This window comes from Massilia solisilvae, from assembly GCF_024753215.1.
GTDB classification, from domain to species: domain Bacteria; phylum Pseudomonadota; class Gammaproteobacteria; order Burkholderiales; family Burkholderiaceae_D; genus Telluria; species Telluria solisilvae.
Genome location: NZ_JANUGV010000003.1, coordinates 169,250 through 182,203, shown reverse-complemented (window position 1 = coordinate 182,203; position 12,954 = coordinate 169,250). Strand labels below are relative to the sequence as shown.

Genomic DNA, 12,954 nt, shown 5'->3' with positions numbered 1-12,954 from the left:
CACTGCCGGCACCGGGGTGGCGGCAGTACTGGTCGGAACGGGTGTTATCAGGCTGAGGGTGGGGCGCGCGACAGGAAGACGCAGTGCGTCAGCAGGCACAGGGTGGGCGTGCGCGGCGCGGGGAGCAGGCTGAAGGCAAGCTCGACCGGCAGGAACAGGCGCACCACGCTGGGCAGCGCAAACGCCACCTGGGCGCTGGCCGCGCACTGCGCGCACAGGTCGAACAGCGCGGCCTTCGGCTGCCTGCTGCCGTCGGTCGTTCCCGCATCAACGACTTCAGCCGCTACCGGCGAACGGTCGAGCGAGGCGGCGTGCGAAATGCCATGCAGCAGCCCCACCTGCTGCGACAACAGCAGCAGGAGCGACAGCAAGACATGGGTCAGGTAACGTTGCACGCGTGAAAAACCTTACAGGGGACGTGTGCATTCTAAGCGGACAAGCCGACCTGTGCCAGCGATTCTTTCGGACGTCGCGCCGACGTATTTACCGCTTGGTGAACACCAGGTCCCAGACCCCGTGGCCGAGCTTGATGCCGCGGTTTTCGAACTTGGTCAGCGGGCGGTAGGACGGCTTGTCGGCGTAGCCGGCGGCCGTGTTTTGCAGCGCCGGCTCGCTGGACAGCACCTCGAGCATCTGCACCGCATAGTCTTCCCAGTCGGTGGCCAGGTGGATGTAGCCGCCCGGCGCCAGCTTCGCGCACAGGCCCGCGACGAACGGCCCCTGGATCAGGCGGCGCTTGTTGTGGCGCGCCTTGTGCCACGGGTCGGGAAAGAAGATATGCACGCCGGCCAGCGAGCCGTCCGGGATCATGTCGCGCAGCACCTCGACGGCATCGTGCTGGATGAGGCGCAGGTTGGTGATGCCCTGTTCGCCGATCTGCTTGAGCAGGCTGCCCACGCCCGGCGTATGCACCTCGACGCCGAGGAAGTTTTTCTCCGGCATGGCGCGCGCGATGTGCGCCGTGGTGTCGCCCATGCCAAAGCCGATCTCCAGCACCACCGGCGCCTTGCGGCCGAACGCGGCGTCGAAATCGAGCGGCGCCTTGCTGTACTCGACCAGGAATTGCGGCCCGAACTCCTCGAACGCGCGCGCCTGTGCGGTGGACAGGCGTCCGGCGCGGGTGACGAAGCTGCGGATGCGGCGCTCGGTCGGGTCGTACAGCATTTGGCGGGCCGGGCCGTTGTTCGGGGTATCGGAGGACATGGGATCGCGGGAAGAAAAAGACCGGCGGGATTATAGCTTACGGCGCATCATGGCCGGGCCCGGAACCGGCGTTGGCGGGATGAATCCAAAGCTGCATGGACAATAACGATCCGCGGTTCGACCGCATCGATGAACGGTTTGAACGCATTGACGAGCGTTTGGAGCGTCTCGACCATCTTTCGGAACAAACTCGCGAAGAAATGCGATCGGTCGACGTGCGCCTGACCAAAATCGAAACGCAGCTCGACCAGATGCCCACCAAGGCCGAGCTGGAACTAGCCATCAATTCCGTTGTTAAGTGGGTCGTCGGCACGATGCTCGGGGCCGGCGTGGTCGCGGTCACGGTGATGACCTTCATCCTCAACAATGCGGTACCCAAACAAGCCGCCGCACCGCCTGCGCCCATCATCATCCAGCTGCCGCCGGGTACACAAGTCGTTCCTTCCAAGCCGCCGTAACCAGAGCCGGGTCCCTGCGCGGTGCGCCGTTGTTTGGTATCGTTGCAAGATTCAGCCCGCGCACCGCTGCGCGGTTCGCCACCTTGACCACGACTGCACACGATGACCGATCTCAGCGCTTTCCCCATCACCAAGAAATGGCCGGCCCGGCATCCGGACCGCATCCAGCTCTACTCGCTGCCCACGCCCAACGGCGTGAAAGTCTCGATCATGCTCGAGGAAACCGGCCTGCCCTACGAGGCGCACCGCGTGTCCTTCGACACCAATGACCAGATGAGCCCGGAATTCCTGTCGCTCAACCCGAACAACAAGATTCCCGCAATCCTCGACCCGAATGGTCCCGGCGGCAAGCCGCTGCCGCTGTTCGAATCGGGCGCGATCCTGCTCTACCTGGCCGAAAAAACCGGCAAGTTCATCCCGCGCGACCCGGCCGCGCGCTACCAGGCCATCCAGTGGCTGATGTTCCAGATGGGCGGCGTCGGCCCGATGTTCGGCCAGGTGGGCTTCTTCCACAAGTTCGCCGGCCGCGAATTCGAGGACAAGCGCCCGCGCGACCGCTACGTGGCCGAATCGAAGCGCCTGCTCGGCGTGCTCGACAGGCTGCTGGCGAACCAGCCCTGGATCGCGGGCGACGAATACACGATCGCCGACATCGCCACCTTCCCGTGGGTGCGCAACCTGATCGGCTTCTACGGCGCGGGCGAACTCGTTGCATTCGACAACTACAAGAACGTCGCCCGCGCGCTCGATGCCTTCGTGCAGCGGCCGGCCGTGGCCAAGGGGCTGGAAATCCCCGGCCAGTAAGGCTCAGCGGCAGGGGCAGCCGGTGCCCGTGTTCGCCGGCTGCAAGCCATGCTCGAACACGTAGTTGGCGATGGCGTTGCCCTGCTCGATGCCCTCGAGGTTGAACTGCCAGTGCACGCCCAGGTAAATGCGGCTGACGCCATTTTCCAGCTCGGCCTGGCTCAGGCTGGAATAGCTGCGTTCGATGCGCGGCCGCACCCAGCCCTGGTTGTCGCGGCTTTCGCCGTTCCATTCGTCGGATACGAAGCTGAAGGCGATGCGGTCGGTGCCGTAGAAGCGGCGCAGCATCTGGAACATGGCGCCGCCGAATGACGCGTGACCGGACGGGTAGGCCGGGAACGGCGGCGTGAGGTCCGGGCGGCGCGTGTTGGTGGCCTGGGCGCCCAGCGGCGTCCAGTTGGGGTTGCCTCGGGTGGCGTGGTTGCCGTCCCCCTGTCCGGTCGGACCGCTGCCTTCGTCGGCTTCGCGAATGCCAGTGACGGGGCGCCAGAAGTCGTAGCGCCACTTGTCGTTCCAGGCCGCGATGCCGGCGTCGGCCATTGCCGCGTTCACCAGCGCCAGCAGGCGTGCCATCTCCACTGGGTCGCGCGTACGCTTTTGCGCGATGTTCACGACGATTGCGTTGTACATGCACGGCGGCGTGCCGATCCAGGGCGAGCCGTCGTAGCTCCAGAACATGCCGATCACCGTCTGCTCGCGGGTGCGGTCGGTCGGCGTGGTGCGGCCGTCGCCACCGAGCCGCTTGACCTGGTAGAACGCCGACGTGTACTGGCTGCTCGTCAGGGCCGGCGGGGGCGGCACACGGAACTGGTCCACGGACGGCACCACGAACGGACGAACCTGGCCCCAGGTCACGCCCAGCGCGGCCGTACTCATGCTGACCGGATCCGGCCGCCAGTGGCCCGGGGCATTGCTCGGAAAATAGTCCACGCCGACGGTGCGGTCGGTGTTGTCCGAATTATCGTCGGCGCGCAAGGCCAGCACTGCGGCGGCGGCCTGGCGGCCGACCGCGATGCCGTTATATTTGGCACGCCCGTCCGGAATGTGCGCCAGGTCGTTGGCCAGCCACTTGTCAAAGCGCGCCCGCTGCGAGGTCCACAGCGCGGCCAGCGCATCGTGCGCGGCCTGGGCGACGGCGGCATCGGCCGAGGTGTCGGACGGCGCGCGCGGCAGGCCGGCGTAGCTGGGGTACTTCTGGTCGATCGCGTTGATGGCGTCGAACACGGCCAACTGCACGATTGCCATCGCGCGGCTGCTGTGGGTGGGCCCGGCATGCTGGCCAGCGACCCGGTTTTCGCCGGGCGCCGCCGGCACGTGGTCGAGCTCCACTGCCCGGATCAGGGCATTGTTCCATTAGATGACGCGCTGCGTGGTCTGCGTGGCGGCGTGCTCGTGCCCTGCGGCAGTTTGGGCATGTGCGGCCGGCGGCGCGGTCAGGAACGTGGCCACACTCAATAAACATCCAATCAGCAATTTCATGGCGTCGCTCCCGTTGACAAGGCGAGCCCGGGCGCTGGTGACGCCCAACGTTTAAGCTCGCTCGGAGCTTAGGAAGGCGTCATCTCCGGCGCAAGCCCATCGGCGACAAAGTTTGCGCCAGCCGAAATCAGCCGTTCCACGCACGTAATTGTTGGAAGCTGGCAGCGCCTCAACGGCTGGTGGCGGGCGTTACGGCCGGGGCTGGCGGCGTCAGCGGCGTGGCCCGGACCGCGACGAACTCCCATCCGCCTGCGGTCGGGCGCAACAGCGAGAAGGTGAAGAATTCGCGCAACACGCGCTTGCCCTGGGCGCCATCGGGCGCTTCGATGTACACCGCGTTGTCGGTGGCGACCAGCTCGCCGATCCGCTCCAGCCGGCGCACGACGGTGCGGTGGGTCAGGCCGGGCGGCAGGTTGCGAAACGAGCCGGTAAAGTAGTCGAGCAGCTCGGCCTTGCCTCTCAGCTCGGTCTTGCCGATGGTGCTGGTGGCATCGCCGGCGTAGAACGCCACCATCGCGGCCGCGTCGCGGCGGTTCCAGGCATCGTCGGCGGCGCGCGCCAGCTCGGCCATGCCGGCGGGCAGCACGACATCGGCGGCAGCGGCGGGCCCGGCCAGCACGGCGGCCGACAGGAAGGCAAAGGTGATCAGGCAACGGCGGAAGGGATTGGTCATGGTGGCTCCTGTTGTGGTTAAAATGGCCACCTTAGCCAAGTCGCGAGACGTGCCCAAGCGCAAATTCGCCAATCGACACCGCCTTACGCCAGTGCCCGGACAGATGCAATCCACGAATCGCGAAATGAAACTGCCCCGCCTGCTCGCGCAGCTGGCCATTGCCGCCGGGCTGGGCGTGATGTTTGCGATCATCGGCCCGTTCGGCACCTATGGCGAGCTCGGCGCCACTGCGCGTTACGCCTACTGGATCGGACTGGTGCTGGTCGGCTACCTCAACATCGTGCTGTGTGCCCATGCGCTGGCCCGCCTGCGTCCCGGCTGGGGACAGCGCTGGAGCATCCCGCTGGTCACCCTGCTGTCGGCTGTGCCGACCTCGTTCGCGGTGGCGTGGGCCGAGTCGCTGCTGCGGCTGGGGCACCCGGTGGCGCTGGCGGTGATGCCGCGCGTGTACGGCAGCGTGGCCCTGGTCCAGCTCGTGGTGCTGCTGTTGCTGACCCGGCTGCAGCCGGCGGGACTGCCGCTGGTGTCCAGCCGATCGCCGGTGCCGGCCAACCTGCCCCCGCAGGCGGAACCTGAACCCGCCCCGCCACCGTTCCTTGCCCGGATTCCCGCCCATCTTGGCGGCCAGCTGCTCGCGCTGCAGGCCGAAGACCATTACCTGCGCGTGATCACCACGCAGGGTTCCGACCTGATCCTGATGCGCATGGCCGACGCCCTGCGCGAACTGGAGGGCGAGCCCGGACTGCAGGTGCACCGCAGCTGGTGGGTGGCGCACCGTTCGGTATGTGCCGTGAAGCGCGACGCCGGCAAGACCGTGCTGGAACTATCCAATGGGCTGCAGGTGCCCGTGAGCCGGACCTACCAGTCAGCCGTGCGCGCGGCTCCGTTCGAGGCTGCACTCCAGCGCTGACGGAAGCCGGGCGCGGCCCGCAACACGTTGTCGAATTTCGCTGCGGCCATTCGTCCATACCTGTATGTCTGACACTTATCAGGAGGAGCTTGACGATGACCATCACCATCACCGCCTTTGAACGTTCGCCCGACGGCGGCAAGGGGCTGGCGCGCGACACGCGCGTACGCTGGGCGCTGGAAGAAGTGGGCCAGCCTTACCAGGTGCGCCTGGTGTCGTTTGCGGCGATGAAAGCGCCCGCGCACCTGGCGCTGCATCCTTTCGGCCAGATACCGACCTATGAGGAAGGCGATCTCGCCCTGTTCGAAACCGGAGCGATCGTCCTGCACATCGGCGAGCGCCATGCCGGCCTGCTGCCGACCGATGCCAATGCGCGGGCGCGCGCGATCACCTGGATGTTCGCCGCCGTGAACACGGTCGAGCCACCGATCCTGGAACTCGTTACCGCAAGAATCCTCGAAGCGGACAAGCCGTGGAGCAATGAACGCATGCCCCTGGTCGAGGAGCGCGTGCGCGGGCGGCTCGCACAACTGTCTGCGCGCCTGGGCGATGCCGACTGGCTCGACGGTGCTTTCAGCGCGGGCGACCTGATGATGGTATCGGTGCTGCTCAGGCTGCGGCCGTCGGGCATCCTGGACGCGTTTCCGAATCTGGCGGCCTATGTCGCACGCGGCGAGGCACGGCCCGCCTACCAGCGTGCGTTCGCCGCGCAATTGGCGGTCAACGTCGGGCATCGCCGGGAACCGACCTGAATGTGTCGCGGGCCGCAGCGCGGCTTTTCAATGCTTTCTGGCGCTCATCCATGGGCGTAGAATGAGTTCGTCAACAATATTTATTAACCGATGGAGTACAGCATGTTTCCGGAATACCGCGACCTGATCACGAAGCTGAAAACGACCGACCACCATTTCCAAAACCTGTTCGACAAGCACAACGAGCTCGACCAGCAGATCAAGAACAAGGAAGCGCATGTGTCGGAAGCCGAGATCGAAGACCTGAAGAAGCAGAAACTGGCGCTCAAGGATGAGCTGTACGCGATCCTGCGCAAGGCCAGCGCGGCTGCCTGAAGAGCGGTGTCGTGTCACGAAAGGCGGCGCACTGCGCCGCTTTTTTGTTTTTCAGGCCCAGCGGCCGCTTCGACACTTGCGCGGAACTCTCTTCCCGGGTGCGAGTTCGCTCCCGGGCCTTGATTCCTGAGGATAGGCGCAACGGATACCAACTCTTAATCGGGCCATCGTTTGCGGTGGACGATGAGAGTTCGATGAATACCAGTTACAGGTTCGCCCGCGCCATGCTGGCGTGCGCAGCGGTCACGGCTGCGGGGTCGAGCACGCTCAATGCAGCGGAGCAGGCAAACAGGGCAGAGAGCCCGCGCCGCACGGTCCAGGCCAATGCCACATGGCAGGGGACGGGCGTGAGCGTCGGCCTAGGCCTGTTCGTGTGCGTCGCGGCAGACGGGCTGTGGTCGCATTGCGAGCAAGGCATCCAGGGGATCACCCCGTTCTACGGACCGCAAGGGTTCGGCAAGGACGAGCCGAATCTGTCCCGGAGGTCGTCTGCCGCACTGGTGCGCTGATCGGCACAATCGGGACAAACGGGCGCTGCGCCTGTCGATAAACGACGAGCCGGGGGCCTTCGACAATAACCGGGGACACATGCAGGTCCAGATCGCCAGGTGCTTTTCGATTTTGCGGAAGACTGTACGTGCCCCCATCGGCTGAAGGGAAAGTTGCGTTTGTATTACACAAGGATTACTCTAGCGTTTTTCCTGTTTCGCTCGCAGTAAATACAAAAAAAGCTCTGGCATATAGAAAGCGATTTGGTCGTTAGATTCATTCAGCAGAAGTCGGCGCAGACTGAAAAAGCGTGCTCAATGCCAGCCACTGAACATACTTTAATTTGTTGAGTTTATGCAGAAGTCGTTGGCCATTGCATTGAACAAATATCCGGTTATACCTCAGTCCCTTCGCGCAGTAAGACATCTCAACAGTGCGGTCACGGAAATCCGGGTAGATTTGGCGAGTCTTTACCATCACTACTATCTCGACTCTTTCGGGCGAACGCCGCCGAGTCCTGATCCTGCACAATTCGAGCACATCCAGTTTCTACTTCCGACCAAGGACTTTCGTTTTCAAGGAGCGGGATTAGGCATTGCTCCGGCCATAAAAAAGCACCGATCCAACGAGCTTGGTCAAGCATTTTGCCGCTGGTTCCTACATGAGCATTTCAACATCACCTATTTCGCGCACATGGAACATGTTCTCGACCGACAGCTCCATCGGGCCTTTGACGGCTGCCGGGTTGAGCGCATCTCAAAGGGTGATGCACCCGACTATTTTTGTGCTGAAAGCGTAGACCGCATCTTCTTAGCGGAAGCGAAAGGCCGCCATTCGCCAATTAGCTTTAAAAACAAGGAGTTCAACTCTTGGCGACAGCAATTTGAACGTGTGATATTTAAGGATGCAAGTGGAAAGCCACTCAGCATCAAAGGGCATATTGTAGCTACACGATTTATCACTGAGCATGACAGTTCGAAACTTAGATCAGGACTCTGGGCAGAAGATCCTGATAGCCCTGGCGAGCAAGGGGACCACTTCGACACAAAACCTGAGCTCGGAAGAGCAATAATTACTTCACATTATAGCGGGATTGCTACAAAATTAAATCAACCGATTCTCGCGACATCCCTCGCAAGCGGTGTTCCGCTCCCCAACGAAATAATCATTCAATGTGTTGCCTGGAAGGTAATCGTTGGGCCATTACAAGGTAAACGGTTCATTGGTGGCTACTTTGGAGGGCCCCATGGAAGTATGTTAGCTAGAGACGCCCAAGGACGCTATTCATTCGAGCGCCATGACCCACTGCGATTAGACAGCCCAAGTGTTACTTTTTTTGGTGTAGAGGAATCAATTTTTCGTCAAGTGGTTTTAATGGCCCGCAATGGTGGCGGATCAGCCGCACAGCTTCGACCGTTTAAACCAATAGAGTTCTTCTATAGCGGTTTCAGCATTCTTCGCGACGGAAGTGCATTGGCGCCTGCAGAGTTCTTCGTGCCCGTTGATATGCTTGCGTTATAGAAACGCAGACAGCGCCAGCATGAACTTCCGGCAATTGAAGCTTTTTTGATGTACGACGCAGGCCGTAGTTGAACGAATTTGCCCGCTAATGACATGCGACTGTTTTACGGACACTACTCTAAAACACCTATGCCGATTCCCGTCTTCCTCAAGGCTCAGTGAACAAAGCCTGTGCCTCTAGGGCAAGTAAAGGCTTCGTTAGCCGTCAGGCGCCAAGACGAACTCAGGGAACTCGCTTAGACCGAACACCCACGTCGGAGAACGACACCAAGAACGAGGGCTTAGCGAGAATTTTGCGGAAGTCAGTCGATTTTGCGGAAAAAACCGGATGCGGAACTGCGCTAGGCCTCTGATTTGACTGGAGCGGGTGAAGGGAATCGAACCCTCGTCGTAAGCTTGGGAAGCTTCTGCTCTACCATTGAGCTACACCCGCGAAGGACACCCGGCATTCTACGCGTCTTTGTGCTCAGCTGACAAATTTTTGGTGGAGCACGCTTGACCTGGCGCGCACCCAGCGGTCACGTCTGCATGTTGACAAAGAGGTGCCGCCGCCACTACTGTTGCCGACCAAATTAACACGGGGAGGCGGACATGGCGCTCAGGATGGCGGTCGAAATTTTCATGGCGCTGGCGGCGCTGGGACTGGGCATCGCGGCGATCGTGCGCGCGCGCCGCGCGGGCGAATCGGTGCTCGACCTGCTCGGCCTACGCTGGGGGCCGACCGCCGGGCGCGACCTGCTGGCCGGCATGGCGATCACCGGGCTGGCGATGGGCGGCGTCTTCGTTGCCGAACTGGGCCTGGGCGCGATCGCCACCGCGCCGGCGCCGGCCGCGGCCGGTTCCAGCCTGCTGGTGCTGGCCCCGGTCAAGCTCGCGTTCACGCTCAAGGAAGAGATCATGATGCGCAGCCTGCTGCTATCGGGCCTGCTCATGGTGCTGGGCGGGCGCGCCGCGCTGGCGGTCGGCCTGTCGGCGCTGGCGTTCGGCTGCATCCACCTGACCAATCCGGGCGCGAGCCTGCTGTCGGTGCTGGGCAATACGCTCGGCGGCGTCATCTACGGCAGCGCCTTCGTACTGGCGCGCAACCTGTGGCTGCCGATCGGGCTGCACTTCGCGTGGAACTTTGCGCAAGGCCCGCTGCTCGGCTTTCCCGTCAGCGGCATGGACGCGGGCGGCTTGCAACAGGTGCACGACCTGGGGCCGACCTGGCTGACTGGCGGCAGCTACGGCCCGGAAGCGGGACTGGTCGGTATCGTCGCCCGTTTCGTGGTGATGGCCCTCGTGCTGCTGTGGGTCGGCGCGCGCACCCGCGGCGCCAGCCCTGCGCTGCAAGCGGCCGCCAGCTGATTCAGGCGCCGGGCTTGTCCACGAGCTCCTGCGCCATCCGCAGGCCCTCCACCATGGTCGCAAAGGCCTGCTTGCGCGCGGCCTCGTCCGGCACCCGCAGCGCGTACGAGGGGTGGTAGATGGTCACCACCCAGCGCCCCTCGTGGCGCAGCGCGCGCCCGAGCGTGTCCTTGAGCGTGACGTGGCTGGTGCCGAGCACCGACTTGAGCGCGGTGGTGCCCATGGCGACGATCACCTGCGGTTTGATTTGCGCGAGCTCCTTTTCCAGCCAGTAGCTGCAGGCCTCGATCTCGCGCTGGGCCGGCGTCTTGTGCATGCGCCGCTTGCCGCGCGGCTCCCACTTGAAGTGCTTGACCGCGTTGGTAACGTACACAGTGCGCCGGTCCACGCCGGCCGCCTCGCACACTCGGTCGAGCAGCTTGCCGGCCGGGCCGACGAAGGGCGCGCCGGCGATGTCCTCCTGGTCGCCCGGCTGCTCGCCCACCAGCATGATGCGCGCGCGCTTGCTGCCCGCGCCGCCCACCGGCTGGGTCGCGTGCTGCCACAAGTCGCAGCGGCGGCATTCGTCGAGCGTTGCCGGGTGCTGGCCCGGTTCGCTGCCTGGCGCGTCGCCGCCTGCGCCGCGCCGCGTGCCGGCGGCCAGCAACGGGATCACGCGCTGCGCCCCCTGCCCCGGCCCGGCCGGGTACACGCTGCGGTAGTAGGCGAGCCAGGGCGCGATGCCGTCGCCGGTCAGCTCGGCCGCGTCGGCCACCAGCGGGCCGCAATTGTGCAGCGTGGCGCCGTCCCACAGCACGCTCGCGTCCGGCGTGGCGATCATCCAGCTCACGCGCCCCATGCGGCTGACGAAGTGCTCGGCCACCTGCGGCAGCACGTCGTGCGCCGGCGCGTACCAGGCGACGAAACGCGGCGGCCCCGCATCCGCCGGCCGCTCGTGGAATCGGATCTTGTCCTGCATGTCGTGCTCCTCGCGCCGCACTGCCGCCACCATCGCGTGCAGGCCTTGCCAGTCCGGGTCGCGGTCGGATGCGGCCTGTTCGCCATGCTGCCAGCGCCACACGAGCCGGTACAGCAGCGCCCAGCGGTCGGGCGCGCGGCAACAGGCGGCGGCATGCAGCAGGTCCATCAGCCAGCGCGGCAGGACCGGCGCCGGGGCGGGTTTGTTCAGTTGAATGGACGCATTATGCGGCGCGAGCCGGGCAGCTGGCGCACCCGAGAACGGCGCGGCCCAATCGACTGCATCGGGCGCAACGCCGGCAGCCAGCAGCTCGCGCGCGGCCTCGCGCCATTCGGCAAAGCTGCGTGGTGCTGCGGGCGGCGGGACAGGACCTGGACGGGTTGGCTCGATACTGTACATGCATACAGTATAAGCCGATGGCGAGGCGGCTGGCGTCCGCTAGGCGGTGTGCGCGCCGGCCAGCAGGCGCTTGGCGCGTTCGAGCTGGTCGGGCTCCATGCGCAGGCCGATGCGCTCGGCGTAGCGCGCCGCCCCGGGGGCATTCGACATTGCCGCGCGCTGCAGCCAGCACCAGGCCGCGACCAGGTCGCGCGCCACGCCCTGACCGCTCGCGTACATGACGCCGAGGTTGAACTGGGCGCGCCCATGGCCCTGGCGCGCGGCGGCCAGGTACCAGCCGTGGGCCTGCTCGTAGTCCTGGTCCAGGCCGGCTCCGCCACAGTCGTGGCGCAGCGCCAGCGCGAACTGGGCCAGCGCGTGGCCCTGCTCGGCGGCCTTGCGGTACCAGTCGCATGCTTCGAGCGGGTCGTGGCCGCCATCCTCGTCACGGTCGAGCAGTGCGCCGACCATGTACTGCGCCGGCGCGTATTCCTGCGCGGCGGCGCGGCGGTACCAGTGCAGCGCGCGTGCCAGGTCTCGCTCCACGCCGATGCCGTTCTCGAAGCGCAGGCCCAGGTCGAACTGGGCGCGCAGGTAGCCCTGCTCGGCCGCCTTCGCATACAAGGCGATCGCCTGCGCCGGGTCGGCCGGCACGCCGGTGCCGCTGTCATACAGTACCGCCAGGTGGTACTGCGCGCCGGGCAGGCCCTGCTCGGCGGCCTGGCGGTACCAGTGCGCGGCCTGCGCGTGGTCCTGCGCCACACCCTTGCCCAGCTCGTAGCGCAAGCCGAGATTGTCCTGCGCACCGGCGTGGCCCTGCTCGGCGGCCCTGCGGAACCAGGCCAGCGCCTGTTCCTCGTCGCGCGCCACGCCATGCCCGCTGTCGTAGATCAGCGCCAAGTTGAACTGCGAGCTGGCGTGTCCCTGCTCGGCCGCGCGCAGGTACCAGCGAATGGCGCGTGTGGAGTCCTGCTCCAGGTCGATGCCCTTGTCGTAGCGTAGCGCCAGGTTGAACTGGGCCGGCGCATAGCCCTGCTCGGCGGCCTTGCGGAACCAGCCCAGGGCCTGCTGCGGATCGCGCGCGGCGCCCTGCCCGCCGTCGTAGCGCAGGCCCAGGCTGAACTGGGCGCGCGCGTGGCCCTGCTCGGCCGCGCGCCGGTACCACTGCATGGCCTGGTCCTGGTCCTGCGGCACGCCACGGCCGGCTTCGTACATCAGGCCCAGGTTGTGCTGGGCGTTGGGGTCGCCCTGCGCGGCAGCCAGTCCAAACCAGTGCAGCGCCTGCTGCACGTCGGCCGCCACGCCCAGGCCCTTGGCGTACAGCCAGCCCAGGTTGTACTGGGCGGCGGCATAGCCCTGCTCGGCCGCGCGCTGGTACCAGTAGAAGGCCTGCTGGTAGTCCTGCGCCACGCCCTGGCCCTTCTGGAACATCACGCCAAGGTTGTACTGGGCCTGCGCCAGCCCGCCGGCGGCCGCCATGCGGTACCACGCGACGGCCATCTCGTAATTCTTCGGCACGCCCTGGCCGTTGACGTACATGAAGCCCAGGCTGTGCTGGGCGTTGGCGTTGCCCGCTTCGGCCAGCGCCTTCATGCGCACGAACTCGGCGCTCGGGCGCTGCTGGCCCGCCGCCGTGGCTTCGTGGATGCTGGCCGCCTCGCCCATCG

15 protein-coding genes and 1 tRNA gene are annotated in these 12,954 nt (G+C 65.3%); 8 read left to right on the top strand and 8 right to left on the bottom strand.

The window, feature by feature from the left end; translation table 11 throughout:
• Positions 1–47: 47 nt before the first annotated feature.
• Complete coding sequence (locus NX773_RS13800) at positions 48–395, bottom strand: hypothetical protein (RefSeq protein WP_258856900.1); 348 nt, start codon at positions 393–395, stop codon at positions 48–50.
• An 88-nt stretch (positions 396–483) separates the two neighbouring features.
• Entirely contained in the window at positions 484–1,164 is a 681-nt protein-coding gene (trmB, locus tag NX773_RS13795; RefSeq protein WP_258857123.1) for a tRNA (guanosine(46)-N7)-methyltransferase TrmB, read from the bottom strand.
• A gap of 134 nt (positions 1,165–1,298) precedes the next feature.
• On the opposite strand from trmB, the gene NX773_RS13790 reads away from it, so the two are divergent.
• A complete protein-coding gene (locus tag NX773_RS13790) occupies positions 1,299–1,661 on the top strand; it encodes a hemolysin XhlA family protein (RefSeq protein WP_258856899.1) in 363 nt (120 codons plus the stop codon).
• 102 nt (positions 1,662–1,763) lie between these two features.
• Positions 1,764–2,465, top strand: coding sequence for a glutathione S-transferase N-terminal domain-containing protein (locus NX773_RS13785; RefSeq protein WP_258856898.1), 702 nt, complete (start codon positions 1,764–1,766; stop codon positions 2,463–2,465).
• 3 nt (positions 2,466–2,468) lie between these two features.
• Here NX773_RS13785 and NX773_RS23625 read toward each other — a convergent pair whose 3' ends face one another.
• The 3 genes from NX773_RS23625 to NX773_RS13770 all read right to left on the bottom strand — a co-directional run bounded on the left by NX773_RS23625 (position 2,469) and on the right by NX773_RS13770 (position 4,617).
• Positions 2,469–3,794, bottom strand: a complete 1,326-nt coding sequence (locus NX773_RS23625) for a vanadium-dependent haloperoxidase (RefSeq protein ID WP_258856897.1) — start codon at positions 3,792–3,794, stop codon at positions 2,469–2,471.
• 24 nt (positions 3,795–3,818) lie between these two features.
• On the bottom strand, positions 3,819–3,944 hold the full coding sequence (locus NX773_RS13775) for a hypothetical protein (protein WP_258856896.1): 126 nt from the start codon (positions 3,942–3,944) through the stop codon (positions 3,819–3,821).
• Positions 3,945–4,113: 169 nt separating this feature from the next.
• Positions 4,114–4,617 carry a YybH family protein gene (locus NX773_RS13770; RefSeq protein WP_258856895.1) on the bottom strand — a complete coding sequence of 168 codons (504 nt, stop codon included), beginning with the start codon at positions 4,615–4,617 and terminating at the stop codon, positions 4,114–4,116.
• 124 nt (positions 4,618–4,741) lie between these two features.
• On the opposite strand from NX773_RS13770, the gene NX773_RS13765 reads away from it, so the two are divergent.
• The 5 genes from NX773_RS13765 (at position 4,742) to NX773_RS13745 (ending at position 8,604) form a co-directional block, all read left to right on the top strand.
• Positions 4,742–5,527 (top strand): LytTR family DNA-binding domain-containing protein, encoded by a 786-nt coding sequence (locus NX773_RS13765; protein WP_258856894.1) that lies wholly within the window; start codon positions 4,742–4,744, stop codon positions 5,525–5,527.
• 95 nt (positions 5,528–5,622) lie between these two features.
• On the top strand, positions 5,623–6,279 hold the full coding sequence (locus NX773_RS13760; RefSeq protein WP_258856893.1) for a glutathione S-transferase family protein: 657 nt from the start codon (positions 5,623–5,625) through the stop codon (positions 6,277–6,279).
• Positions 6,280–6,381: 102 nt separating this feature from the next.
• Positions 6,382–6,594 carry an HP1242/YdcH family protein gene (locus tag NX773_RS13755; RefSeq protein ID WP_258856892.1) on the top strand — a complete coding sequence of 71 codons (213 nt, stop codon included), beginning with the start codon at positions 6,382–6,384 and terminating at the stop codon, positions 6,592–6,594.
• Between the two features lie 194 nt (positions 6,595–6,788).
• On the top strand, positions 6,789–7,103 hold the full coding sequence (locus tag NX773_RS13750; RefSeq protein ID WP_258856891.1) for a hypothetical protein: 315 nt from the start codon (positions 6,789–6,791) through the stop codon (positions 7,101–7,103).
• A gap of 346 nt (positions 7,104–7,449) precedes the next feature.
• Entirely contained in the window at positions 7,450–8,604 is a 1,155-nt protein-coding gene (locus NX773_RS13745) for a hypothetical protein (RefSeq protein WP_258856890.1), read from the top strand.
• Positions 8,605–8,963: 359 nt separating this feature from the next.
• On the opposite strand, the gene NX773_RS13740 is transcribed toward NX773_RS13745, so the two are convergent.
• Positions 8,964–9,037: transfer RNA gene (locus NX773_RS13740), tRNA-Gly, on the bottom strand.
• Between the two features lie 158 nt (positions 9,038–9,195).
• On the opposite strand from NX773_RS13740, the gene NX773_RS13735 reads away from it, so the two are divergent.
• Complete coding sequence (locus NX773_RS13735; protein ID WP_258856889.1) at positions 9,196–9,951, top strand: CPBP family intramembrane glutamic endopeptidase; 756 nt, start codon at positions 9,196–9,198, stop codon at positions 9,949–9,951.
• A 1-nt stretch (position 9,952) separates the two neighbouring features.
• Here NX773_RS13735 and NX773_RS13730 read toward each other — a convergent pair whose 3' ends face one another.
• Positions 9,953–11,308 (bottom strand): UdgX family uracil-DNA binding protein, encoded by a 1,356-nt coding sequence (locus NX773_RS13730; RefSeq protein WP_258856888.1) that lies wholly within the window; start codon positions 11,306–11,308, stop codon positions 9,953–9,955.
• Between the two features lie 39 nt (positions 11,309–11,347).
• Positions 11,348–12,952, bottom strand: a complete 1,605-nt coding sequence (locus NX773_RS13725) for an SEL1-like repeat protein (RefSeq protein ID WP_258856887.1) — start codon at positions 12,950–12,952, stop codon at positions 11,348–11,350.
• Positions 12,953–12,954 lie beyond the last annotated feature (2 nt).

Bases quoted from the DNA above. Each gene is read 5' to 3' on its own strand.
- trmB (WP_258857123.1), bottom strand. From the start codon at position 1,164: ATGCTGTACGACCCGACCGAGCGCCGCATCCGCAGCTTCGTCACCCGC.
- NX773_RS13790 (WP_258856899.1), top strand. From the start codon at position 1,299: ATGGACAATAACGATCCGCGGTTCGACCGCATCGATGAACGGTTTGAA.
- NX773_RS13785 (WP_258856898.1), top strand. From the start codon at position 1,764: ATGACCGATCTCAGCGCTTTCCCCATCACCAAGAAATGGCCGGCCCGG.
- NX773_RS13775 (WP_258856896.1), bottom strand. From the start codon at position 3,944: ATGAAATTGCTGATTGGATGTTTATTGAGTGTGGCCACGTTCCTGACC.
- NX773_RS13770 (WP_258856895.1), bottom strand. From the start codon at position 4,617: ATGACCAATCCCTTCCGCCGTTGCCTGATCACCTTTGCCTTCCTGTCG.
- NX773_RS13765 (WP_258856894.1), top strand. From the start codon at position 4,742: ATGAAACTGCCCCGCCTGCTCGCGCAGCTGGCCATTGCCGCCGGGCTG.
- NX773_RS13760 (WP_258856893.1), top strand. From the start codon at position 5,623: ATGACCATCACCATCACCGCCTTTGAACGTTCGCCCGACGGCGGCAAG.
- NX773_RS13755 (WP_258856892.1), top strand. From the start codon at position 6,382: ATGTTTCCGGAATACCGCGACCTGATCACGAAGCTGAAAACGACCGAC.
- NX773_RS13750 (WP_258856891.1), top strand. From the start codon at position 6,789: ATGAATACCAGTTACAGGTTCGCCCGCGCCATGCTGGCGTGCGCAGCG.
- NX773_RS13735 (WP_258856889.1), top strand. From the start codon at position 9,196: ATGGCGCTCAGGATGGCGGTCGAAATTTTCATGGCGCTGGCGGCGCTG.
- NX773_RS13730 (WP_258856888.1), bottom strand. From the start codon at position 11,308: ATGTACAGTATCGAGCCAACCCGTCCAGGTCCTGTCCCGCCGCCCGCA.
- NX773_RS13725 (WP_258856887.1), bottom strand. From the start codon at position 12,952: ATGGGCGAGGCGGCCAGCATCCACGAAGCCACGGCGGCGGGCCAGCAG.